The organism is Ensifer sesbaniae (genome assembly GCF_013283665.1).
Lineage (GTDB): Bacteria > Pseudomonadota > Alphaproteobacteria > Rhizobiales > Rhizobiaceae > Ensifer > Ensifer sesbaniae.
Map to the genome: position 1 here is coordinate 1,591,105 of NZ_JABEKU010000002.1, position 21,528 is coordinate 1,612,632.

Annotated in this window: 22 protein-coding genes and 2 pseudogenes; 16 read left to right on the forward strand and 8 right to left on the reverse strand. The window is 62.9% G+C overall.

All coding sequences use genetic code 11. From position 1 onward, the window contains the following. Window positions 1-117: 117 nt before the first annotated feature. The 5 genes and pseudogenes from BHMPCIPO_RS25170 (at window position 118) to BHMPCIPO_RS25190 (ending at window position 3,884) form a co-directional block, all read left to right on the forward strand. On the forward strand, window positions 118-1,152 hold the full coding sequence (locus tag BHMPCIPO_RS25170; protein ID WP_173519468.1) for a sterol desaturase family protein: 1,035 nt from the start codon (window positions 118-120) through the stop codon (window positions 1,150-1,152). An 8-nt stretch (window positions 1,153-1,160) separates the two neighbouring features. Then, window positions 1,161-1,472, forward strand: a complete 312-nt coding sequence (locus tag BHMPCIPO_RS25175; RefSeq protein WP_173520183.1) for a MocE family 2Fe-2S type ferredoxin — start codon at window positions 1,161-1,163, stop codon at window positions 1,470-1,472. Window positions 1,473-1,567: 95 nt separating this feature from the next. Beyond that, window positions 1,568-1,690: pseudogene (locus tag BHMPCIPO_RS25180) on the forward strand (rhizopine-binding protein); the annotation flags it as partial. Window positions 1,691-1,797: 107 nt separating this feature from the next. After that, on the forward strand, window positions 1,798-3,003 hold the full coding sequence (locus tag BHMPCIPO_RS25185) for an NAD(P)/FAD-dependent oxidoreductase (protein WP_173519469.1): 1,206 nt from the start codon (window positions 1,798-1,800) through the stop codon (window positions 3,001-3,003). After that, window positions 3,003-3,884: a sugar phosphate isomerase/epimerase family protein gene (locus BHMPCIPO_RS25190; RefSeq protein ID WP_173519470.1), complete on the forward strand. Its 882-nt coding sequence runs from the start codon at window positions 3,003-3,005 to the stop codon at window positions 3,882-3,884. Before BHMPCIPO_RS25185 ends, BHMPCIPO_RS25190 begins: the two co-directional genes overlap by 1 nt. Here the strand turns inward: BHMPCIPO_RS25190 and BHMPCIPO_RS25195 are convergent. After that, window positions 3,877-4,818, reverse strand: a complete 942-nt coding sequence (locus tag BHMPCIPO_RS25195; RefSeq protein ID WP_173519471.1) for a LysR family transcriptional regulator — start codon at window positions 4,816-4,818, stop codon at window positions 3,877-3,879. The two genes, BHMPCIPO_RS25190 and BHMPCIPO_RS25195, sit on opposite strands and share 8 nt — an antisense overlap. 153 nt (window positions 4,819-4,971) lie before the next feature. Here BHMPCIPO_RS25195 and BHMPCIPO_RS25200 point away from each other — a divergent pair, with 153 nt between their 5' ends. The 9 genes from BHMPCIPO_RS25200 to pcaD all read left to right on the forward strand — a co-directional run bounded on the left by BHMPCIPO_RS25200 (window position 4,972) and on the right by pcaD (window position 13,584). Beyond that, window positions 4,972-6,153: a muconate/chloromuconate family cycloisomerase gene (locus tag BHMPCIPO_RS25200; protein WP_173519472.1), complete on the forward strand. Its 1,182-nt coding sequence runs from the start codon at window positions 4,972-4,974 to the stop codon at window positions 6,151-6,153. A gap of 10 nt (window positions 6,154-6,163) precedes the next feature. Further along, entirely contained in the window at window positions 6,164-6,454 is a 291-nt protein-coding gene (catC, locus tag BHMPCIPO_RS25205; RefSeq protein ID WP_173519473.1) for a muconolactone Delta-isomerase, read from the forward strand. Between the two features lie 73 nt (window positions 6,455-6,527). Then, the gene (gene catA, locus BHMPCIPO_RS25210) at window positions 6,528-7,466 is read left to right on the forward strand and encodes a catechol 1,2-dioxygenase (RefSeq protein WP_173519474.1); all 939 of its coding nucleotides are present in this window, start codon (window positions 6,528-6,530) and stop codon (window positions 7,464-7,466) included. A gap of 98 nt (window positions 7,467-7,564) precedes the next feature. Beyond that, window positions 7,565-8,923: a Rieske 2Fe-2S domain-containing protein gene (locus BHMPCIPO_RS25215; RefSeq protein WP_173519475.1), complete on the forward strand. Its 1,359-nt coding sequence runs from the start codon at window positions 7,565-7,567 to the stop codon at window positions 8,921-8,923. Beyond that, window positions 8,920-9,408 (forward strand): benzoate 1,2-dioxygenase small subunit, encoded by a 489-nt coding sequence (gene benB, locus BHMPCIPO_RS25220; protein ID WP_173519476.1) that lies wholly within the window; start codon window positions 8,920-8,922, stop codon window positions 9,406-9,408. The genes BHMPCIPO_RS25215 and benB overlap by 4 nt, the downstream gene beginning before the upstream one ends. 39 nt (window positions 9,409-9,447) lie before the next feature. Further along, on the forward strand, window positions 9,448-10,476 hold the full coding sequence (gene benC / locus BHMPCIPO_RS25225; RefSeq protein WP_173519477.1) for a benzoate 1,2-dioxygenase electron transfer component BenC: 1,029 nt from the start codon (window positions 9,448-9,450) through the stop codon (window positions 10,474-10,476). Next, window positions 10,473-11,261: a benzoate diol dehydrogenase BenD gene (benD, locus tag BHMPCIPO_RS25230; protein WP_173519478.1), complete on the forward strand. Its 789-nt coding sequence runs from the start codon at window positions 10,473-10,475 to the stop codon at window positions 11,259-11,261. The genes benC and benD overlap by 4 nt, the downstream gene beginning before the upstream one ends. Before the next feature lie 41 nt (window positions 11,262-11,302). Further along, window positions 11,303-12,634, forward strand: coding sequence for an MFS transporter (locus BHMPCIPO_RS25235; protein ID WP_173519479.1), 1,332 nt, complete (start codon window positions 11,303-11,305; stop codon window positions 12,632-12,634). 164 nt (window positions 12,635-12,798) lie between these two features. Next, window positions 12,799-13,584, forward strand: coding sequence for a 3-oxoadipate enol-lactonase (gene pcaD, locus BHMPCIPO_RS25240; protein ID WP_173519480.1), 786 nt, complete (start codon window positions 12,799-12,801; stop codon window positions 13,582-13,584). Between the two features lie 39 nt (window positions 13,585-13,623). On the opposite strand, the gene BHMPCIPO_RS25245 is transcribed toward pcaD, so the two are convergent. The 4 genes and pseudogenes from BHMPCIPO_RS25245 to BHMPCIPO_RS25260 all read right to left on the reverse strand — a co-directional run bounded on the left by BHMPCIPO_RS25245 (window position 13,624) and on the right by BHMPCIPO_RS25260 (window position 17,522). Beyond that, on the reverse strand, window positions 13,624-14,028 hold the full coding sequence (locus tag BHMPCIPO_RS25245) for a cupin domain-containing protein (protein WP_173519481.1): 405 nt from the start codon (window positions 14,026-14,028) through the stop codon (window positions 13,624-13,626). Between the two features lie 261 nt (window positions 14,029-14,289). Continuing rightward, window positions 14,290-15,447: pseudogene (locus BHMPCIPO_RS25250) on the reverse strand (Do family serine endopeptidase); the annotation flags it as partial. A 192-nt stretch (window positions 15,448-15,639) separates the two neighbouring features. Continuing rightward, on the reverse strand, window positions 15,640-16,086 hold the full coding sequence (locus tag BHMPCIPO_RS25255) for a hypothetical protein (protein WP_173519483.1): 447 nt from the start codon (window positions 16,084-16,086) through the stop codon (window positions 15,640-15,642). A gap of 284 nt (window positions 16,087-16,370) precedes the next feature. Then, window positions 16,371-17,522 (reverse strand): citrate synthase, encoded by a 1,152-nt coding sequence (locus BHMPCIPO_RS25260; protein ID WP_246304557.1) that lies wholly within the window; start codon window positions 17,520-17,522, stop codon window positions 16,371-16,373. Between the two features lie 59 nt (window positions 17,523-17,581). Between BHMPCIPO_RS25260 and BHMPCIPO_RS25265 the strand changes: the two genes are divergently transcribed. Further along, window positions 17,582-18,673: a citrate synthase/methylcitrate synthase gene (locus tag BHMPCIPO_RS25265; protein WP_173520184.1), complete on the forward strand. Its 1,092-nt coding sequence runs from the start codon at window positions 17,582-17,584 to the stop codon at window positions 18,671-18,673. Window positions 18,674-18,770: 97 nt separating this feature from the next. Here the strand turns inward: BHMPCIPO_RS25265 and minE are convergent, their stop codons facing one another. From minE to minC, 3 genes are all read right to left on the reverse strand, one after another. Further along, window positions 18,771-19,031, reverse strand: coding sequence for a cell division topological specificity factor MinE (gene minE / locus BHMPCIPO_RS25270; protein WP_173519484.1), 261 nt, complete (start codon window positions 19,029-19,031; stop codon window positions 18,771-18,773). After that, a complete protein-coding gene (minD, locus tag BHMPCIPO_RS25275) occupies window positions 19,028-19,843 on the reverse strand; it encodes a septum site-determining protein MinD (protein WP_173519485.1) in 816 nt (271 codons plus the stop codon). Before minD ends, minE begins: the two co-directional genes overlap by 4 nt. A gap of 118 nt (window positions 19,844-19,961) precedes the next feature. Next, window positions 19,962-20,711 (reverse strand): septum site-determining protein MinC, encoded by a 750-nt coding sequence (minC, locus tag BHMPCIPO_RS25280; protein WP_173519486.1) that lies wholly within the window; start codon window positions 20,709-20,711, stop codon window positions 19,962-19,964. A gap of 330 nt (window positions 20,712-21,041) precedes the next feature. Between minC and BHMPCIPO_RS25285 the strand changes: the two genes are divergently transcribed. Next, window positions 21,042-21,227: a hypothetical protein gene (locus tag BHMPCIPO_RS25285; protein ID WP_057252114.1), complete on the forward strand. Its 186-nt coding sequence runs from the start codon at window positions 21,042-21,044 to the stop codon at window positions 21,225-21,227. Window positions 21,228-21,528 lie beyond the last annotated feature (301 nt).

The following is a 21,528-nucleotide window of genomic DNA, read 5'->3' on the forward strand; positions in this document are numbered from 1 at the left end:
TTGTCAAGAAGGAGGCCGGGCTCCAGCGGCGAACCGGAACCGGCAAAAGCGCTGAAGGCGCCCCTTCCATCAGTGAAATTGTGCGGAGCGCAGGCGATCCGCCGGGAGGAGAGCGTCATGGATGATCTGAAGTATGGAACGCGCAACAAGCGCGGCGACTGGGCGCCGAACCAGCCGATCGAGACGGCGCCGCTGTTTGCCTTTCCACCCAGGCTCGTGGCCCTGATCAAGTGGCTGCCGCACTATTTCTTTCCGTGGAATGCCATCTTCGCCGTTTCGGCGGTCGCCTATTGGGCCTGGGTGATTCCGCCGATGGGAGCGATGCAGACGCTTGGCATCGGCTGGATCGCCTGGCTTTACGCGGTGAACGCCGTCTGCGTGTTCCTGTTTTATGGCGCTTTCGAACTGCATCTCTATGTGCTGAAGCGGCAGGAAAACCGCTTCAAGTACAATGGCAAATTCCCGGCCGAGCAGAAGAGCAAGGCCTTCTGGTTCGAGAGCCAGAACCTCGACAACATCCTGCGCACCTTCCTTTCGGGCGTGACCATCTGGACTGCCGTCGAGGTCGCCATGCTCTGGGCCTATGCCAATGGTTATGCGCCATGGCTGAGCTTCGCGGAAAATCCCTGGGCGCTCGCCGCGGTCGCGCTCGTCGTGCCCGTGATCCACGAGTTCCACTTCTTCTGCATCCACCGGCTCATCCACACGCCGTTCCTCTACAAGTGGGTGCATTCGGTCCACCACAATTCGGTGAATCCGTCGCCGTGGTCGTCGCTGTCGATGCATCCGGTCGAGCACCTGCTCTACTTCGCAACGGCCTTGTATCATCTGATCCTGCCGTCCAACCCGATCCTGATGCTCTATCAGCTTCACTATGCGGGCTTCGGCGCCATTCCCGGCCACGTCGGCTTCGACAAGGTCGAGGTCGGCGAAAAGACCCTCGTCGATAGCCACGCCTATGCCCATTACCTGCACCACAAGTATTTCGAGGTGAACTACGGCGACGCGCTCATACCGCTCGATCGCTGGTTCGGCACCTGGCACGACGGCTCGGCCGAGGGCGAGGCGCGGATGCAGGAACGCTACCGCAAACGCAAGGAAAAACTCGCAGCCCGCAAGGCACGCAACACGATCGGGGAGGCAGCCAAATGAGCAACATGATCACCTGGGTACCAGCCTGCAAGCTTGAGGACATCGAACAGGAAGGCGCGATCCGCTTCGACCATGCGGGCCGCACCTATGCGGTCTACCGCGGCCCGGACGACAGCGTCTATTGCACTGCCGGTCTCTGCACCCATGAGGCGATCCATCTCGCCGATGGGCTGGTTATGGACTTCGAGGTGGAATGTCCCAAGCATTCCGGCGCCTTCGACTACCGCACCGGCGAGGCTCTCAGGCTTCCCGCCTGCGAAAACCTCAAGACCTACCCCGCCGAAATCGTCGACGGAGAGGTCCGCGTGGCGCTCGGCTAGAGCCGCCTTCGGCGCTGCCGTGCGCCGCGATTGATCGGGCCCGCCGGGCCTTCCGGAATGCGATCGGGTGATCCGGCACCCATTGGGAGGATATGATGAAATCCATGTACCTGGCGGCAGCGCTTGCCGCCTTGCTGGGAAGTGCTGCCTCGGCGGAGACAATCGGCGTCTCGATGCAGAGCTTCGACAACAATTTCCAGACCCTGCTGCGCGCCGGCGCATTTCTCCTGCCTGCGCCGGCCACTTTTTCCTGAGCGGGATGAGGAAACGTGCGCGCGGTTTTCCGCCCGCATCCCGCTCCAACTTACGATCTACGGAGCAAGTTATGGACGGCATCGTTATCATTGGCGCCGGGGAGTCCGGCACCCGTGCGGCCTTTGCGCTGCGGGAAACAGGGTTTTCCGGCAGCGTCACGCTGGTCGGCGCGGAACCGCATCTGCCCTATGAGCGCCCGCCGCTCTCGAAGCCATTGGATGGTGCGGTGCAGATGAAGCCGATCTGCAGGGGCGACGCGCTGGAGTCCGTCGGGATCGACTATCTTCAGGGCGTATCCGCCTTGAGGATCGACGCGGATGCCCGGTCCGTCGCTTTGAGCGATGGACGGACGCTCGCCTATGACAAGTTGCTGCTCGCCACCGGCGCCCGCCCGCGACGGCTCAATTGCCCGGGGGCCGAGCGCGCGCTCGATTTTCGCACCTATGCCGATGCGGCGGCGATCTTCGCCCGTGCCGAAGCCGGCAAAATGGTTGCGATCATTGGCGGCGGTCTGATCGGCTTGGAGCTTGCGGCCGTGCTGCGCGGCAAAGGGATCGCCGTCAGCGTCATCGAAATGGCGCCGAAGCCGCTCGGCCGCGCCGTTCCTCCGCGCTTCGCCACAAGACTCCACGCCCGCCATCAGGATGAAGGCGTTGTTTTTCATCTCGGGCAGAGTATCGCCGAAATCACTGACGATGCGATTGTTCTCGCCGATGGCATTGCGGTGCCGGCCGATATCGTTGTCGCAGCCATTGGCGTTCAGCCGGATATCGCGCTCGCCGAGGCGGCGGGGCTTGCGACAGGAAACGGCATTCTGACGGACGGTCATCTGCGGACCAGCGACCCGAATATTTATGCGGCTGGCGACTGCGCGGCCGTTGCTCAGCCGGGTGGAGGGCATGTGCGATTTGAAAGCTGGCGCAATGCGCGCAGCCAGGCGGAGACGGCGGCTCGGAACTTAGCCGGCGGCAAAGAAACACTCATGGCCATCCCCTGGTTCTGGTCCGATCAGTACGATCTCGGCCTCCAGGTAGCGGGCTTGCCGCATCCAGACCATCAGAGCGTTACGCGCCGGCTCGACGGCGGCGAACTCGAATTCTACCTGGATGGCGGGCGTCTCGTCGCGGCCGCAGGCCTCGGTCTCGGCAATAGTCTCGCCAAGGATATCAAGCTGGCGGAGATGCTGATTGCCGCCGGCGTCAGCCCTGACCCCGCTGCACTCGCCGACACGAGCGTGAACCTCAAGGCACTGCTCAAGAGCGCGCGGGCGGCCTGATGCAGACGCTGCTTGTCTTTCAATCACTCTGGGCGATGGAACGTCGGCATGCCGACGGCTACGAGCGCAGCCTCGAAGAAAACATCGCTGATATCGTCGCGGCCGGGTTCGACGGCATCAGCGCGCACTACACCAGCCGTCGCGACGTCGTTCGCCTTAACGAAGCGATCCGGGGCACCGGCCTGAAGATCGAGGGCGTCTGCTTTCCACGGACTGTCGAGGACCTGCGGCTGACGCTCGAACTGGCGACGGATTTTCCCGTCAGCCACATCGATCTGCAGGCGGATGTCCGTCCGCGCCGGATCGAGGACTGTCTGCCGCTTCTCGACGGATGGATGCGGCTCGCAGAGGAGACAGGCGTTCCCGTCTATATCGAGACCCACCGCCACCGGATCACCAGCGACCTGTTGTTCACGCTCGATCTCCTCGAGCATCGACCCGATCTGCCGCTTCTCGCCGACCTCTCGCACTATCTGGTTGGTCGCGAATTTGCCTTCCCGGTCGAAGAGGAAAGCCACGCGCAGATCCGGCGCATCCTCGACAACGCCGAGGCCTTTCACGGCCGTATCGGTTCGTGCCAACAGATTCAGGTCGAGATTTCCTTTCCGCACCATCGCCCCTGGGTCGATCTCTTCTGCGGCTGGTGGAGCTATGGTTTCGCCAATTGGCGAACCCGTGCTTCTGCCGATGCCGAACTGGTCATGACCTGCGAGCTTGGTCCCAGGCCCTATGCGATCACCAGGGCGGACGGCGAAGACTCCACGGACCGGTGGGCCGAAGCGCTCGCGCTTCGGCAAATGGTACGGCAGCTATGGGGTGAGAGCACAGACGCCTCGGGCAACAGGATGCCCGACGTGCGAATGCCGGCCCTCATCACGTAACGAACGAAGGCCGGAAGGGGAGATTGTGCTCAAGGCCGAGCCAGGGCGGGTTTTCCGCATACATTTCCTCGATCAGCTGCTTGATCAGCTCGATGTGGCGCGAATTGTCGCCGACCCGGTGGTTGAGGATGACAGGCGAGGTCGCGCGTTCCCCCTCGATCATGCGGTAGTGGAGATCCGAGCGCACCTGGCGCGCCGAGGAGGGGACAATGCAAAGACCCGCTTCCGAGGCGACAAGACCAAGGGCGCTCTGGATCTCGCGCACTTCATGCACCTCCGCCGGGCGCACATCGTGGGCGTGAAGCAGGCTTAGCACGTGGTCGGCATAGCTCGGGCGCGGCTCCTTCGGATAGACGATCAGCGTCTGGCCACCAAGCGCACTTAAGGGCAGGGGCGACGTTTCCTCAGCCAGCGGCGTGCCCTGGGGTATCGCCAAGGCGAGGCGTTCCTCACGCATGAGGATGCCGACGACGTTGGGATCGTTGTGGTGAAGCCGGCCGAAGCCGACATCGATCCGTCCTTCCTTCAACGCCGCGATCTGCTGCACCGACACCATCTCGAGCAACCGTATGTCGAGCTCGGGCGCGTTCTGGCGCAGCTTGCGCACGAGCGTCGGCAATCCGCCATAGAGCGTGGAGGCGACGAAGCCGATGGACAGGACGCGGTTCTGGTTGAGGCCAACGCGGCGCGTGGCCTCAACCATCTGCTCGACTCGCCCCAGAACCTGCAGCGACTGTTCGTAGAACAACCGGCCGGCCTCAGTCAGCCGCACCGGGCGGCTCTTGCGGATGATCAGCGGGACACCCAGCTCTTCTTCCAAAAGCTGGATTTGCCGGCTGAGCGGGGGCTGGGCGATGTGCAACTGCTCGGCGGCGCGCGTGAAATTGCGCTCACGGGCGACGGCGACGAAATAGCGAAGCTGGCGCAGATCCATGGTCTAGCTCCCGATATTCTCCTACTATTGCGGTATGTTGCAATGCGGCAACTGCCTGAATACCCGCAATCTTTGCCATACTATATCATAAAGGTATCATAGCGAACCTAATTGGTGTTGGACGCCGCCGGGTCCGCGGCGCACAGTCACGCCATGAACAAGATCCTTGCCCCCATTGCTCCGACCGCAGCCCTTTCCCCCGTTGTCGAACGGGTCGAAACGATGCTGGTCGACCTGCCGACCATCCGGCCGCACAAGCTCTCCGTTGCGACCATGACCGGCCAGACGCTGATGCTGGTGAAGGTGCACTGCAGCGACGGCACGGTTGGCATCGGCGAGGGCACGACGATCGGCGGTCTTGCCTATGGGGGCGAGAGCCCGGAAACGATGAAGCTTGCCATCGATACCTATTTCGCGCCTGTCATGATCGGCGAGGACGCGAGCCATGTCCGCGCTCTGATGATGCGGATTGGCAAGGCGGTGAAGGAAAATCGCTTCGCCAAGAGCGCGGTGGAAACCGCCCTGCTCGACGCCCATGGCAAGCGTCTTGGCCTGCCGATCAGCGAACTGCTTGGTGGGGCATTGCGCAAGCGGCTGCCGGTCGCCTGGACGCTTGCCTCCGGCGATACCGCGAAAGACATTGCCGAGGCCGAGACGATGCTCGACCTTCGCCGCCATCGGATCTTCAAATTGAAGATCGGCGCCAGGCCTTTGAAGGACGATATCGCCCATGTGGCAGCGATCAAGCAGGCGCTGGGTGACCGCGGCGCTGTGCGTGTCGACGTCAACATGGCCTGGAGCGAATTCGAGGCGGCCTACGGCATGGCGGCGCTGGCGGAGGCCGGCTGTGAACTGATCGAACAGCCGGTCGCTTCGACGGCGGCGCTCAAGCGCCTGGTCCGTCGTTTCCCGGTGGCGCTGATGGCGGACGAGTCGCTCACCGGTCCGGAATCTGCCTTCGAGATAGCGAAGAGCAAAGGCGCCGACGTTTTTGCCGTCAAGATCGAGCAGAGCGGTGGCCTCTTCAATGCCCAGCGTGTCGCGGCGATCGCCGATGCCGCCGGCATCGAGCTCTATGGCGGCACGATGCTGGAAGGTGGCGTCGGCACGGCGGCGTCAGCCCATGTGTTTTCCACCTTCGCCAATCTGCAATGGGGCACGGAGCTTTTCGGCCCGCTGCTCTTGACCGAGGAAATTTTGGCGACGCCGCTCGATTACAGCGATTTCGAACTGACGGTGCCGGATGGACCGGGTCTCGGGATCGAACTCGACGAAGACCGCCTGAAGTTCTTTGCGCGCGACGGACTGCGCAAGACGATCAGCGTTGCAAAGTGAGGAGCAGGTCATGCTGTTTCACGTCAGAATGGACGTCTGCATTCCCCATGATTTCCCCGCCGAACAGGCGGCCGAAATTATCGCCCGGGAAAAGGCCTATTCGCAGGAGCTGCAGCGGAACGGCAAGTGGCGGCACATCTGGCGGATCGCCGGTGAGTACGCGAACTATAGTGTTTTCGACGTCAGGGACAATGCCGAGCTGCACGAGGTCCTCTCCGGCCTGCCGCTCTTCAAATTCATGGAGATCGCGGTGACGCCGCTTCTTCGGCATCCTTCATCGATCCGCGAGGACGATACCTAGAATTCGTTCAGCCGTCGCCGGGAGGTTGGCAGACGGCACCCGCTTTCAAACTGATCCAAGTGGAGGAATTGATATGAGCGTGAAGATTTTCGACAAGCCGGAGACCCAGGACTTCCTGAAGGTCTTGAGCGGCCTCGACAAGGACGGCGGCAACCCGCGCGTCAAAGAGATCGTGCACCGGCTGATGTCCGACCTGTTCAAGGCGATCGACGATCTCGACATCACTCCGGACGAATATTGGACTGGCATTGCCTGGTTGAACGAGATCGGTGCTGCCGGTCAGGCCGGCCTGATTTCGCCCGGCCTCGGCCTCGACCACTTCCTCGACGAACGTCTCGACGCGATCGACGAGGAGCTCGGCATCAAGAACCCGACGCCACGCACCATCGAAGGGCCGCTTTATGTCGCCGGCGCACCGGCTTCGGAAGGTTTCGCCCGCCTTGATGATGGCCGCGACACCAATGGCAAGACGCTGATCATGCACGGCACCGTCTATGGTGCTGACGGCAAGCCTCTCCAGGGCGCGACCGTCGAAGTCTGGCACTGCGACACCCGCGGCTTCTATTCCCACTTCGACCCGACCGGCCTGCAATCACCGTTCAACATGCGCCGCACGATCGTGACCGATACCAAGGGCTGTTACAAATTCCAGAGCATCGTGCCCCATGGTTACGGCGTCCCTCCAGGAAGCCCGACCGAACAGTTGCTCTCGGCGCTTGGACGCCATGGCCAGCGCCCGGCCCATATCCACTTCTTCATCAGCGCCGACGGCCACCGGAAGCTCACGACCCAGATCAACATCGCCGGCGACCCGCTGGTCAATGACGATTTCGCCTATGCGACGCGTGACGGCCTGGTGCCTGATGTTACCGAGCGGACCGACGAGGCGAGCATCAAGGCCAACAATCTCTCCGGCCCGTTTGCCGAGATCGAATTCGACATCCATCTCACCGCCTTGGTGAATGGCGTCGACAACCAGATCAACGAGCAGCGCAAGCGCGCTGCCGCCTGATCCTTTCCAGCGGCGGCCAAATGAGCCGCCGCCCCCGACACCGACATTGTTGCAATCGCCGAGCCGAACACGGGTCAGCCGTTTGCGGGAGAAGAACCATGTCTGCGATTATCGATAAAGCTGAGGCCCTCGACAACCTGCTCGCGACCGCGGTCGAGGATGATCATGAGGCAGGCACGTTCCGCTGCCGTCGCGACATCTTCACCAACGAAGATCTCTTCGAACTGGAGATGAAGCACATCTTCGAAAGCAACTGGGTCTACCTCGCCCACGAGAGCCAGATCCCCGAGAACAACGACTATTACACCACCTATATCGGCCGGCAGCCTGTCGTCGTCACCCGTGACAAGACAGGCGAGCTACACGCGGTCATCAATGCCTGTGCCCACCGCGGCGCGATGCTCTGTCGGCGCAAGCACGGCAACAAGGGCAGCTTCACCTGTCCCTTCCACGGCTGGACCTTCTCCAACGCCGGTAAGCTCTTGAAGGTGAAGGACGAGAAGACGACGCAATATCCGCCGCAATTCGCGAAAGACGGCTCGCACGACCTGAAGCGCGTCGCCCGTTTCGAGAGCTACCGCGGCTTCCTGTTCGGCAGCCTGAACCCGGACGTCTCGTCGCTCGAAGACTATCTCGGCGAAACCAAGGTCATCATCGACCAGATCGTCGACCAGGCGCCCGACGGGCTCGAAGTGCTGCGCGGCAATTCCTCCTACATCTACGACGGGAACTGGAAGCTGCAGATGGAGAACGGCTGCGACGGTTATCACGTCAGCTCCGTGCACTGGAACTATGCCGCCACGATGGGCCGTCGCAACGAAGAGGGCACCAAGGCGGTCGACGCCAGCAGCTGGAGCCGCTCGATCGCCGGCGTCTATGGCTTCGACAATGGCCACATCCTGCTCTGGACCAACACTATGAACCCGGAGGTTCGGCCGATCTTCAGCCATCGCGAGGAGATCAAGGCGCGGGTCGGCGAGGTCCAGGCGGATTTCATCGTCAACCAGACACGCAACCTCTGCCTCTATCCGAATGTGTTCCTGATGGATCAGTTCAGCACGCAGATCCGCGTGACCCGCCCGATCAGTGTCGACAAGACCGAGATCAGCATCTTCTGCTTCGCGCCGAAGGGCGAAAGCACTGCCGATCGCACACTGCGCATCCGCCAATATGAGGATTTCTTCAACGTCTCCGGCATGGGCACAGCGGACGATCTCGAAGAGTTCCGCGCCTGCCAGCAAGGCTATGCCGGCATCACCGCGCTCTGGAACGACCTGTCGCGCGGTGCCCCGCTCTGGATCGATGGCCCGGACGAGAATGCCAGGCGCATGGGTATCGAGCCGCTGCTTTCGGGCGAGCGCAGCGAGGACGAAGGCCTCTTTGTCCGCCAGCACGAGTATTGGGTGAAGGTGATGCGCGCAGCGCTTGCCTCTGAAAGGAAGGGAGCGGTCGCATGAGCATCTCCTTTGAAGCCGCTTGCGCCTTTCTCTACCGCGAAGCGCGCCTGCTCGACGATCGCCAATGGGACGAATGGCTGACCTGCTATGCGCCCGACGTCAGCTACTGGATGCCCGCCTGGGACGACGACGATCAACTGACCGAGGATCCGCAGTCAGAGATCTCGCTGATCTATTATCCGAGCCGCGACGGCCTGGAAGATCGCGTCTTCCGCATCAAGACCGAACGTTCCGGTGCATCCACGCCGGAGCCGCGCACCAGTCACAACGTCACCAATGTCGAACGGGTGGCTGATCGCGGTGAGGAGGCGGACTTCCGCTACAACTTCCACACGCTCAACCACCGCTACAAGGTCACCGACCATTTCTTCGGGACCATGTTCGTCACGCTGCGCAAGAGCGGCGGTGAGCTCGTGATTTCGCGGAAGAAAATCGTGCTGAAGAACGACTACATCCGCCAGGTCATCGACGTCTACCACATCTGACGGTCGGCGCCTGACAAGACAGGAATGGGAGGAGCAACCATGGCCAGCTACAGGATCGCTTTGAATTTTGAGGACGGCGTCACTCGCTTCGTCGAATGCAGGGACGATGAGAAGGTGCTCGACGCCGCCTTCCGCAACAAGATCAACCTGCCGATGGACTGTTCCGACGGTGTATGCGGCACCTGCAAGTGCCGCGCCGAAAGCGGCGCTTATGACCTCGGCGACGACTTTATCGACGATGCGCTGACGGCGGACGAGGCTCAGAGCGGATTGGTGCTCACCTGTCAGATGAAGCCGTCGAGCGATTGCGTAATCGCGGTGCCGACGACGTCGGCCGCCTGCAAGACCGGACAGCAGAAGTTCGCGGCAACAGTCGCGCGTGTCACGCCACACAATGATGCGGCGATCGTGCTCGAACTGGATATCGAAGGTGCTGCGGCGCCGGCCTTTCTGCCCGGGCAGTATGTCAATATCGACGTGCCCGGCAGCGGCCAAAGCCGTTCCTATTCCTTCTCGTCGGCGCCCGGTGAACAGCGCATCTGCTTCCTGATCAAGAAGATCCCGGGCGGGGTGATGAGCACGTGGCTGGAGCGTGCCGAAGTCGGCGCGAAACTCAACCTGACCGGCCCGCTCGGCAGCTTCTATCTGCGCGAGGTCCATCGCCCCCTCCTGTTTCTGGCTGGCGGCACCGGCCTTGCGCCGTTCCTGTCGATGCTTGAACAACTCGCCCGCACAAACGCCGAGCAGAAGGTCCATCTCATCTACGGCGTCACCCGCGATCTGGACCTGGTGCTGGTCGACGAGATCGAGGCCTACGCCAAACTACTTCCCAACTTCACTTACGCGACCGTCGTCGCGGACGCCGCCTCCAGCCATCCGCGCAAGGGGTGGGTCACCCAGCATATGCCGGAAGAGCTGCTCAACGGTGGTCATGTCGACGTCTATCTCTGCGGTCCGCCGCCGATGGTCGACGCGGTGCGCAAGCACTTCGACGAGAGTGGCATTACGCCCAACAGCTTCCACTACGAGAAGTTCACGCCGAATGTCGTGGCGAAGGAGGCAGCATGAAAACGGTCCTCTTTGCCGACCGTTTCGCCGGCAAAGTAATCGTGGTGACCGGTGCCGCCCAGGGCATCGGCCGTGCCGTGGCGCTGCGGGCCGCGGCGGAAGGCGGCAAGGTGCTGTTCGTCGACCGCGCCGATTTCGTCGCCGAGGTGGCGGCGGAGGCGGACAGTGAGCGGGCGACCGCCTTCGAAGCCGATCTCGAAACCCATGAGGGGGCGGCAGCGGCGATGCGCTTTGCTGCCGAAAGGTTCGGCGGCATCGACATCCTGATCAACAATGTCGGCGGTGCGATCCGTATGCGTCCCTTCGAGGAATTCGAGCCGGCGCAGATCGACGCGGAGATTCGCCGTTCGCTGATGCCCACGCTTTATTGCTGCCATGCCGTGCTGCCGCATCTCTTCGCTCGTGGCGGCGGCACCATTGTCAATGTGTCCTCAAACGCCACGCGCGGCATTCATCGTGTGCCCTATTCGGCGGCGAAGGGCGGCGTCAATGCCATCACCCAGTCGCTGGCGATGGAGCTTGCGGAGCGCAACATCCGGGTCGTCGCAACAGCGCCGGGTGGGACAGAGGCGCCGCCGCGCCGCATCCCGCGCAATGCGGAGGGTGACAGCGAAGCCGAGAAGTCCTGGATGGGGGACGTCTTTGCCCAGGTAAAGCAGTCGAGCTTCATGAAGCGCTACGGCAGCATCGAGGAGCAAGCGGCGCCCATTCTGTTCCTGGCCTCGGACGAGGCCTCCTACATCACCGGCAATGTGCTGCCGGTCGCCGGCGGCGATCTCGGCTGACGGTTCCTTGTTTAAACGCGCAAACACCTGGGGAGGAGACGATGCGCACGATCGATGTGAATGAGGCAATAGACGGGAGCCCTCTCGGGGGCTTCCAGTGGATGGTGGTGGCGCTCTCGGCGCTGCTCTTGATCGTCGACGGTTACGACGTCTTCGTCGCCGGCACCGTGCTGCCGACGCTGATTGCGGAATGGGACTTAAGCAAGCCACAGGCCGGCGCGCTGCAGGCCTGGGCGCTCTTCGGCATGATGTTCGGCGCCCTGATCTTCGGCCCACTTGCCGACCGGATTGGCCGCAGGAAGGGGATCGCCATCAGCTTCCTGCTGTTTACGGTCTCGACGCTTCTGACCGGCTTTGCCAATTCGCCGGAGCAATTCAAGATCTTCCGCTTTTTTGCCGGTCTCGGCTGCGGCGGGTTGATGCCCAACGCGGTGGCGCTGATGAACGAATATGCGCCGAAGCGCCTTCGCGGCACCCTGGTGGCGCTGATGTTCTCCGGCTATTCGGTCGGCGGCATGGTGGCAGCCAGCCTTGGTATCGGTCTCATCCCGTCCTATGGCTGGAAGCCGATGTTCTTCATCGCGGCGGTGCCGCTGCTGCTCTTGCCCGTCATTCTCTGGAGGCTGCCGGAATCACTCGGCTTCCTCATCCGGCAGGGCAAGCAGGAGGAGGCGAAGCGTATCTATGCCAAGATCGACCCGAACGCGCGTCTTGGTGCCGCCGACAGGCTGGTCTTCTCGGAAACGAAGGGTGCTTCGGCATCGGTTCTGGAACTCTTTCGCCACCAGCGGACACTGCGCACCCTCATGCTCTGGATCGCGTTCTTCTGCTGCCTGCTGCTCGTCTACCTGCTCTCCTCCTGGCTGCCGAAGGTGCTGCAGGAAGCCGGCTATGCCGAGAAGGCGAGCTTGCTCAGTCTGTTCTCGCTCAATTTCGGCGGCATGATAGGAGCCATTGCCGGCGGCTGGCTCGGCGACCGCTTCGGCCTGCCGAAGGTGGTGGTCGGCTTCTTCGTCGCGGCAGCGCTGTCGATCGCGCTAATCGGCTTCAACCCGCCGGTGGTGTTCCTGTTCCTGATGGTGTTCGTCGCCGGCGCCACCACGATCGGCACGCAGATCCTGCTCTATGCCAGCGTGGCGCAACTCTACAATCTCTCGATACGCTCGACGGGGCTGGGCTGGGCGTCCGGTGTCGGTCGTATCGGCGCGATCGTTGGGCCGACGCTCGGCGGCGTACTGTTGGCGCAGGAGTTTCCGCTGCAGCAGAACTTCCTGATCTTTGCCGTCCCGGCGGCGATCTCGGCGCTCGCCATGCTGGTGTTTGCGATCAGCAATGCCCGCCGCGTCGAGGTCGGCCAACTGGCGACCGCATAGCCGGCAGCAATGGTAGCCGGATCACGAAGGGTCCGGCCGCCACCCCATGAGTGCGTTATGTCGCTATCTACGTGTGCAGCGCGCATAAGGCACCCGAGCCGTGGTGTCGCCAGCAACATCGAGCCGCCATCGCTGGCGGCTTTCCCGATCGGAGTTCCTGTCTCATGGCCTATCTCGAGTTACCCAGCCATCGCCTTCATTACCGCATCGACGGTGATCAGAAGAGCAGCGCCCCATGGCTGCTCTTCTGCAACTCGCTCGGCACCGACCTTTCGATGTGGGACGCCCAGATCGAGGCGCTTTCACCGCATTTCCGTGTGCTGCGTTACGATCGCCGGGGCCATGGTCGTTCCTCGGCGCCGCCGCCACCCTATGGGCTCGCCGATCTCGGCCATGACGTGCTGGCCCTTCTGGACGCCTTGGAGATCGAAAAGGCGCATTTCTGCGGCCTGTCGATCGGCGGGATGACAGGACAATGGCTCGGCGCGCACGCGGGTAAGCGGCTGAACAAGATCGTACTCTGTGCGACGGCGGCCCGCATCGGCACGCCCGAGGGCTGGGCCGCGCGCATCGACGCCGTCAGGGCGAGCGGCCTTGAGGGCTTGACCGCCGCCACGGCCGAGCGCTGGTTCAGTCCGACATACGCAGCCAGCCATGGTGATGTCGTCGATCGCATCATCGAGAGCTTCGACGCCACCTCGACGGAAGGTTACATCGGCGGCTGCACCGCGCTGGCGGCTGCGGATTTGCAGGAAGAAATCGCAAATATCGCCAATCCCTTGCTGGCGATTTCCGGCGAGGGGGATCCGGTATGCCCCCCGGCGGACCTCGAAGATATCGCCACGCGCGTGCAGCGGGGCCGGCACCTGTCGCTGCCGGGCCGCCATATCGTCAACATCGAGTCCGCGTCCATGTTCAACGCGGCGCTGCTCGAATTCCTTCACGCCTGAAGGCGCATTCGCACGGCGCCACGCCGATCAACGCATCGTCTACTTGACGGGAACAAGAAGCGGCGCGTCCTTGGTGACGATGTAGGTCGCGAGTTCAGACGCCTTGGTGGTGCCGACGTTCTTCGCCACATGGGCAACGCCAGCTGGAATGAACAACGCCTGGCCCGCCTGAAGCGTCACCGGTGCCCGGCCCTCGAGCTGGTATTCCAGCGAACCTTCGAGCACATAGGCGATTTCTTCGCCTGGATGCGAATGCTTGATCGAGGTTGTGCCCGGCTCGATGTCGACGCGGACCTGCACGGCTTCATGTCCGGGCACGCTGATCTCGTTCTTGATCAGATCCGTGCGCTGAATGCCCTGCATCTGCTGGGCCTGTGCCAGGCGAAGCGTCGTCACGCTACAGGCGATCAGTAATGCGGCGGCGAAGATGCGGGTGGTTTTCATGAATTCCTCCATCAGAGCGTTGGTTGCGTCGGGGCGCTGGAAACATGCTTATTTCTATGGAGGCGTGTATTCGCGGTGTGTCGCGCAGATGGGACTTTTGTAAGCGCTTGTAGCGGCAAGAAGGGGGTAATCTGGCTTGTCGTCAGCCGTTCACAATCTCCAGCGATAGGCCCGGCCGCGGGTGCGGCCGAGCGAACAAGGCGACGGAGCTTGCGTTGACGTGTGCCAGAGATCTGCAGGCGGTTACTGCCGGTCTCCAGCGTTGCGGCCGACGGTGATCGAGAGATCCTTGGTCTTGCCGGCACGCCAGACGCTCATGCTCTTCGACGTGCCGGGCGTGAGGTCGGCAACCATGCGCGAGAGATCGCGCGGTGACTTGACAGGGCTGCCGCCGAAGGCGGTGATGATGTCACCGGCCCTGAGGCCCGCCTTGGCGGCAGGCGTTCCGCCGTTGACACCGGCGACCAGCGCGCCTTCTGCCCGGTGGAGGCCGATCGCATCGGCGATGTCAGTGGTCACCGGTTGAATTTCGACGCCGATGAAGCCGTGCTGGATCCAGCCGTCCTTCATCAGTTCGGCGACGACCTTCTGGGCCTGATCGGAGGGGATGGCAAAGCCGACGCCGACGCTGCCGCCGTTAGGCGAATAGATGGCGGTGTTGATGCCGACCACGCGGCCTTCGGCGTCGACCAGCGGTCCGCCGGAATTGCCGCGGTTGATCGGCGCGTCGATCTGGATGAAGTCGTCATAGGGGCCGCTGTTGAGATCGCGGCCACGCGCCGAAACGATGCCGGCCGTCACGGTCGTGCCGATACCGAACGGATTGCCGATCGCCAGCACCTGGTCGCCGACCCGTAAGGCGTCGGAATCGCCCCAGGCGACGGTGGCGAGCGGTTTCGTCGGTTTGATCTTCAACACAGCGAGATCGTTTTTTGGATCGGCGCCGACAAGCTTGGCAGGCACCTGCGTGCCGTCGTCGAGGGTCACCGTGATGCTCGACGCCTTGTCGATGACGTGGTTGTTGGTGACGATGTAGCCATCGGACGTTACGATAAAACCAGAGCCGAGCGCTTCGGCCCGTTGAGTCGGGCGCCGCTCAGGCGCCTGGTCCGGCAGCGGAATGCCCTGGTCGCGGAAGAATTGGCGAAACTGATCGTCGAAGGGCAAGTCTCCGCCGAGTTGTGACGTTTCGTCGTTGTCGGCCCTGATCACGGTCGTGATGGTGACGACCGCCGGCTTGTCCGCCGAAACGATCGGGGCGAAGGAGCCACCGGATGTCACCGGTACGGCAACCGCGGAGCCGGGCGCGGTGGCCGCAGCCACGTCACGGCCCGCGAAGGTTGCCACGGACAAGGGCGCGATGATGACGGCTGCGCCGAGGAGGGCGGCAGCACGATATCTTCTCACAATGTTTGACATGATCTTGTTCCTTTCGCTGCCAAAGCCGAGCGATCCCCACCGGGTGCCTATAATGGACCTGAACACGGCTCATTGCTTCGATCGGCTTCGTTCAAGACTTGTGTTGATTGCTGAGGGACCGGGCTCGAGGAGCGAACCCGGCGCCGTACATGCGCTCACCCGCAAGCCGGGTGAGCCGGGTCTGCCGGCCGATCAGGCCATTCGGGCAATGTCGCGGTCGAGGTGCCGAACTTCGTTCTGTAGCCGCGCATAGGATTGCGTCGGCAGCATGCCGTGATGGGCGGCGGCGGTCCTGATCGCCTGGGCGCGAACTGTACCGTCTTCGCGCTCGAGCTTCCTGTAATTTGCCGCGGTCAGCTTGCCCTGTTCGCGATCGGCATGGATCCGATGATTGTCGACCTTGAGTTCGTGCAGGACGCGGTCGAGCCGCGACGACGCCATGTGAGCGGGTACGCGGTGGGCCGGCATGGCCGGGGCCGTCATGTCGTCCTGGCCGAAAATGCCCTGATAATAATCACCGGTATAGGCGCCCTTGTCGTTGTCGCGACCGAAGTCGTGGTGATCGGCCGCAAAGGCTCCACCGGCGAAAACGACGAGGGAAAGGGTTGCAATGGCGGTAGTCTTGAGAGGCGAGCGCATATCTGCTTCTCCTTCAACTCGGGAAGCGGGAGGAGCTTCCCTGCGAGGCCGTCTCCTATTGTCGCGTCACGGCCGAAGCGGCCGCCGGCAATATTCAGCCTCGGCTCGAAGGTAATGCTGCCGTGGGGCGTCGTCACGTTAATATCGTGTAATATTACCTCGAAGTTTATCCGGGGTTGGCGTCCATTAACTTTATGTAATGAAAGTCGATCTGCGCCTGTATTACGAATTCCTTTATGCGAATGGCGTGCGACTTACTCCATGCCGGACTTGTATGCTTGCTTTCAGCGATCCTGGCCGGCGTAGTGCGCGCGCGGGCGGATCAATTCACCGCTCTCCACTTGTTCCATCGCGTGGGCGAGCCAGCCGACGGTGCGCGCAAGCGCGAAAATAACGAGGGGCGCGTCTAGCGGAAGGTCGTATGTCGCCGCCAGCGCCGCCAGCGAAAAGTCGAGATTGGCGGGCTCTCCGAGCAGTTCTTCACCGGCTTCGGCTAACGCGCTGTAGAGCGCCGGCACCTCGAAGCTCGCCATGATCGCCTTGGCGCGCGGATCGCCATCGGGATAGAGCCGATGGCCGAAGGCTCTGACCACGCCCTCCGTGGAGAGCATTCCCCGGATCGCCTCGCGGACGCCGCTCGCCGCCGCCTGTTCGGCCAGGCGCGTGACGCTGAGCCAGGCGCCGCCATGTCTCGGCCCGGTCAGCGTGGCAAGCCCCGATAGAGTGGCGGCGGAAAGCGCAGCACCCGAGGAGGCCGTGACCCGGGCCGCGAAGGCCGAAACATTGAGCTCGTGCTCCGCGGTCAGCACCAGGCATTTGCGGATCGGCTCCGCCACCTCCGGCCGCCCCCAGCCCAGTGCCAGCCGCTGGTGCAGCGGCACTGGTTCTCGTGACGGCGCCAGCCCAGCCGCGGCGGTCGCAAGCACCTCGGCGGCTTCGGCCTTCAGTATCGCCGGCCGTCTCCCGAGTGCCGGCAGGTCGCTCTCGATCCGTGCAGCCAGGCGTCCGAATGTTGCGGCCAGGCGCGATTGGCTGCCACCATGGCCACCGGCGGGAACGGTCACTGTCTCGGATGATTGCCAAAGCAGCGTGGCAATTTCCTCCAATGTAGCGTCGCCGGAGAGTTCGACCGCATCGCGGCCGCGATAGAATAACCGTCCGCCAGCGATGCTGGAGATTGTTGTCTGCAGAACCGGTTCGCCCCAGCGGATCGCTTCGGCGGCGACGACCGCCGCCTGCCGCCGCCCGGCATGGCGTTCGGCCAACCGGTGCACGTCGTCTGCCTGGTAGAGGCTGCGGCGCGGATCAGTCGGGTCGGGCTTGGCGCGAATGCGCCCGCGACTGACATTGGCATAAAGCGTCTGCCGCTTGCTGCCGAGCCGGGCGAGCGCCTCTTCGGCGGTGAACCAGAGTGTCTTCATATTGATCAATTGCATCAAGATTGACGTCAATAGGTCTAGGTCGGATCATCCTTCGCGTAAAGGAGAAACTGATGATGAAGAACGGACTTGAAGACGTCGTCGCCGCCGAGACGCAGCTTTCCCATGTCGACGGTGAGGCCGGCGAATTGATCATCCGCGGCGTATCGCTCGATCACCTGGTCGGTTACGCAAGCTATGAAGATGTCGTGGCCCTGCTGGTCGACGGCTTGGTGGGGGCTGCTCCGGATCGAACCGAGCTTGCCCGGGGCCTCGGGCAGAAGCGTCAAGAGGTGTTTGCCCATGTCGGCGCAATCGACGACGCGCTGCTGGAACTGCCGCCAGTCGACATCATGCGCGCGCTGATCGCCAGGCTTCCGGATGGTGATGATCTCGATACGGCGCTGCGCCTGCTTGCCGCTCCGGCCGTTTTCCTGACCGCTGCGCTGCGCCTGAAGAGAGGTGAAAGCCCGGTTGCGCCGCGGCCGGCGCTTTCCCATGCCGCCGATATCCTGGCGATGCTCGGCGCCAAGGTGCCGATGAGGCAGGAAGTGGCGGCGCTCGATGCCTATCTGGTGACGATTTCGGACCACGGCCTCAACGCCTCCACCTTTGCCTCGCGTGTGGTCGCGTCCACGAAAGCCGGTCTCACATCTTCGGTGCTCGCTGCAATCAGCGCTCTCAAGGGGCCGCTTCACGGCGGTGCGCCGGGTCCGGTGCTGGACATGCTTGATGCGATCGGAACACCGGAGAATGCGGAAACCTGGCTCACCCGTGCGCTCGACCGCGGCGAGCGGCTGATGGGCTTTGGCCATCGTGTCTATCGTGTCCGCGACCCCCGTGCCGACGCGCTGAAAGGCGCTTTGAGGCAACTGATCGCCGCCGACCCGGCGAACCGCGATCGTATTCAACTGGCCGAAGCGGTCGAACAGTCGGCGCTCGCGATCTTGAAGGTGCGCAAGCCCGACCGTCCGCTCGACGTCAATGTGGAGTTCTATACCGCGCTTCTGCTCGATGCGCTGAATTTCCCGCGCGAGGCTTTTACCGGCGTTTTTGCGATCGGCCGCACCGTCGGCTGGGTCGCCCATGCGCGCGAGCAGGCACTCGAAGGCCGGCTCATCCGGCCGCGCTCCGTCTATGTCGGGCCTCTGCCGCAACAGGCGGCCTGAGCGGGCGTGCTCTACGGTGAGACGGTCACGGAAATCGTCGAAATCGAGGACGGTCGCAAACGGGCGACCGTCCTCGGCGAAACGCAGCAGGCGGCCGTCAGGCCGCCTTCTTGGCGTCGAAGGGGATCTCGATATCGACTGCGAGCGTCGAGACCTGGGCGCCGCGCTCCATCGTCACGCGGACCTTTTCGTCGTCGATCTGCATGTGCTTGGAGATCGCCTGGAGGATTTCGTCACGCAGCTTGGTGACGAGATCGGAATCGCCGGCAGATGCGCGCTCGTGGGCCAGCAGCACCTGCAGCCGTTCGCGGGCGGCTGGAGCTGACTGGGAGCGGGAGAAGAAACGGAACGGGTTCATGCCGCCTTCCTTCCGAAGATTTTGCCGAGGAAGCTGCGCTTTTCACCGGGAATGGTGATCGGCAGGGCTTCGCCCTTGAGCCGGCGTGCAGCGTCGAAATAGGCCAGCGCCGGGGCTGAGCGGTTGTCTGCGAGCGTGACCGGCGAGCCGACGTTGGAGGCGCGCAGCACGTCAGCGCTTTCCGGGATGATGCCCATCAGCGGGATCGACAGGATTTCCAAGACGTCGTCGACCTTCAGCATGTCGCCGCGCTCGGCCCGAATGGGGTCGTAGCGGGTGAGCAGCAGGTGCTTTTCCATGCGCTCGCCGTTCTCGGCCTTGAGCGTCTTGGAATCGAGCAGGCCGATGATGCGATCGGAATCGCGCACCGACGAGACTTCCGGGTTGGTTACGACGATGGCGATATCCGCATGGCGCATGGCCAGCGTCGCGCCACGCTCGATGCCGGCGGGGCTGTCGCAGATAACCCAGTCGAAGGCGCTCTGAAGGGCGGCGATGACCTTCTCAACACCTTCCGGCGTCAGATTGTCCTTGTCGCGGGTCTGGGAGGCCGGCAGCAGGTAGAGCGTCTCCAGGCGCTTGTCGCGGATCAGTGCCTGCGACAGCTTGGCCTCGCCCTGGATCACGTTGACCAGATCATAGACGACGCGCCGTTCCGCGCCCATGACCAGGTCGAGATTGCGAAGACCGACGTCAAAGTCCACGACGACAACCTTCTCGCCATTCTGCGCGAGGGCGGCGCCCAATGCGGCGCTGGACGTCGTCTTGCCGACGCCGCCTTTGCCCGATGTAACCACGACTACCTTGCCCATTCGTCTCTCCAAGTATCTAGAATTCGCCTTCGCCTGCGTCCTTATGATTTGGGCCGGATCGACCGAAATCATCAGCGGGATGCGGGCGGCGGCCGCCCGCACTCGTCCTCGTCTCGCCCTAGCCGAGAGTTCCCGCCTTGAGCGCTTCGCCGTCGAGCCAGATCTGCACAGCCTTGCCGCGCAGGTTTGGCTCCATCTCGTCGGCCGTCTTGTAAAAGCCGTCGATCGCAATCAGTTCCGCTTCGAGCTTGCGGCAGAAAATCCGCGCAGATGCATTGCCCGTGGTGCCGGCCATCGCCCGGCCGCGCAGCGCGCCGTAGATGTGGATCGAGCCGCCGGCCACGACCTCTGCGCCGGAGGCGACCGAGCCGACGATCGTCACGTCGCCTTCGGGGAAGAACAGCGATTGGCCGGAGCGTACCGGCTGGGTGACGACGATCGAAGGCGTTGCCTTGGCGGCAAGCGGCTCGGCCGTGATGACGGCCTGCGTTGCCGTCTCCGGGGCCTCGGCCGCCCTTTCGGCCTGCTCCGCCATCTTCGCTTCGTAGTCGGCTGCCGGACGCCCGTCATTCATCGCCGGCGGAAGATCGGCGCCGAGCAACGACTGGCGTGCGCCTTCGATGCCCATGATCCGGACGTTGCGTTTGCCCAGTTGATCGACGAGTTCGCGCAACTGTGAACGATCGATGTCGAGTCCCTCGACATCGAGCACGACCGGCCGCCGCAGGAAAAACCCGGCGGAGCGGGATGCCAGATCGTCGAGCCGGGTGAGCCAGTCCTCGAGAGGCAACTCGGGGGTTAGCGCTAGAGCAAGGAAGGAGCGCCCCTTGAGGCGGATCGGCCGGGATTCAGTTAACACGTCGTTCATCTTGGTAAATTTTCCGTTGCTTCGGTGTACCGACGAAATGGTTAACAAATGGTTAATTCGGCAATGCGAAGGTTAATGACGCAGGTCCCGCGACGAGCCCGCCGACGTTGAAAAACAAGGGAAATCGACCTCTTGGAAGAGGCATATCTTTTGGTCGTCGGTGCCTTGGCGATGGAGGGTTGATTGTCTGCCGGCCGCTGAGGGGAGCGTGAATCGTCGACCCCCGGCGATTGCGATTCGGCCGGTTGCGTGAAGGGAGTTGACATTGGAGTGTCAAAATAAGAACATAACGTGAACAAATGGAGGTTTCCCATGAACCGGACAGAAACCATGACCCATACCGAAGAAGTGATCGAACGCGCCATGGCTGCCGTCGCAGCCGCCCGGAAGAAGCGGGAACGCGAAGCCGAGTGGCGCAAGCGCACCTTTGGGCGCATCGACATGACGCCGCCTCTGCCGCGGCTGAAGCGCGGCGGCGTGCAGCTTTCCCTGCGGCTCGACGGTTCTGCCCGGTGATCGAAGAGACGATCACTCATGGGATTGCGGCTCTGACGACGATGGATGTCGCAGAAGTCAGGCGCATAACTCGAACCAAATTCGGGATTTCCGCGACATTAGGCAGCATATTATACGTCGCCGCATGACGATACTGGAACAAAAGCACCTAGCCTTGCTCGATGAAGCACAGCGCCGTGGACAACCGGACATGGACACGGACATGGACAAGGCGGGCGCGGGTTGCCTTCGTCTGCTCCGTTGCTTGAGGAACGGCCGCTTCCGGCGCTGCTGGAAAACGCCCGAACACACACCATTCATC

Coding starts and splice junctions, on each gene's coding strand:
- BHMPCIPO_RS25170 (WP_173519468.1), top strand. CDS start 118: ATGGATGATCTGAAGTATGGAACGCGCAACAAGCGCGGCGACTGGGCG.
- BHMPCIPO_RS25185 (WP_173519469.1), top strand. CDS start 1,798: ATGGACGGCATCGTTATCATTGGCGCCGGGGAGTCCGGCACCCGTGCG.
- BHMPCIPO_RS25190 (WP_173519470.1), top strand. CDS start 3,003: ATGCAGACGCTGCTTGTCTTTCAATCACTCTGGGCGATGGAACGTCGG.
- BHMPCIPO_RS25195 (WP_173519471.1), bottom strand. CDS start 4,818: ATGGATCTGCGCCAGCTTCGCTATTTCGTCGCCGTCGCCCGTGAGCGC.
- BHMPCIPO_RS25200 (WP_173519472.1), top strand. CDS start 4,972: ATGAACAAGATCCTTGCCCCCATTGCTCCGACCGCAGCCCTTTCCCCC.
- catC (WP_173519473.1), top strand. CDS start 6,164: ATGCTGTTTCACGTCAGAATGGACGTCTGCATTCCCCATGATTTCCCC.
- catA (WP_173519474.1), top strand. CDS start 6,528: ATGAGCGTGAAGATTTTCGACAAGCCGGAGACCCAGGACTTCCTGAAG.
- BHMPCIPO_RS25215 (WP_173519475.1), top strand. CDS start 7,565: ATGTCTGCGATTATCGATAAAGCTGAGGCCCTCGACAACCTGCTCGCG.
- benB (WP_173519476.1), top strand. CDS start 8,920: ATGAGCATCTCCTTTGAAGCCGCTTGCGCCTTTCTCTACCGCGAAGCG.
- benC (WP_173519477.1), top strand. CDS start 9,448: ATGGCCAGCTACAGGATCGCTTTGAATTTTGAGGACGGCGTCACTCGC.
- benD (WP_173519478.1), top strand. CDS start 10,473: ATGAAAACGGTCCTCTTTGCCGACCGTTTCGCCGGCAAAGTAATCGTG.
- BHMPCIPO_RS25235 (WP_173519479.1), top strand. CDS start 11,303: ATGCGCACGATCGATGTGAATGAGGCAATAGACGGGAGCCCTCTCGGG.
- pcaD (WP_173519480.1), top strand. CDS start 12,799: ATGGCCTATCTCGAGTTACCCAGCCATCGCCTTCATTACCGCATCGAC.
- BHMPCIPO_RS25245 (WP_173519481.1), bottom strand. CDS start 14,028: ATGAAAACCACCCGCATCTTCGCCGCCGCATTACTGATCGCCTGTAGC.
- BHMPCIPO_RS25255 (WP_173519483.1), bottom strand. CDS start 16,086: ATGCGCTCGCCTCTCAAGACTACCGCCATTGCAACCCTTTCCCTCGTC.
- BHMPCIPO_RS25260 (WP_246304557.1), bottom strand. CDS start 17,522: ATGCAATTGATCAATATGAAGACACTCTGGTTCACCGCCGAAGAGGCG.
- BHMPCIPO_RS25265 (WP_173520184.1), top strand. CDS start 17,582: ATGAAGAACGGACTTGAAGACGTCGTCGCCGCCGAGACGCAGCTTTCC.
- minE (WP_173519484.1), bottom strand. CDS start 19,031: ATGAACCCGTTCCGTTTCTTCTCCCGCTCCCAGTCAGCTCCAGCCGCC.
- minD (WP_173519485.1), bottom strand. CDS start 19,843: ATGGGCAAGGTAGTCGTGGTTACATCGGGCAAAGGCGGCGTCGGCAAG.
- minC (WP_173519486.1), bottom strand. CDS start 20,711: ATGAACGACGTGTTAACTGAATCCCGGCCGATCCGCCTCAAGGGGCGC.
- BHMPCIPO_RS25285 (WP_057252114.1), top strand. CDS start 21,042: ATGACCCATACCGAAGAAGTGATCGAACGCGCCATGGCTGCCGTCGCA.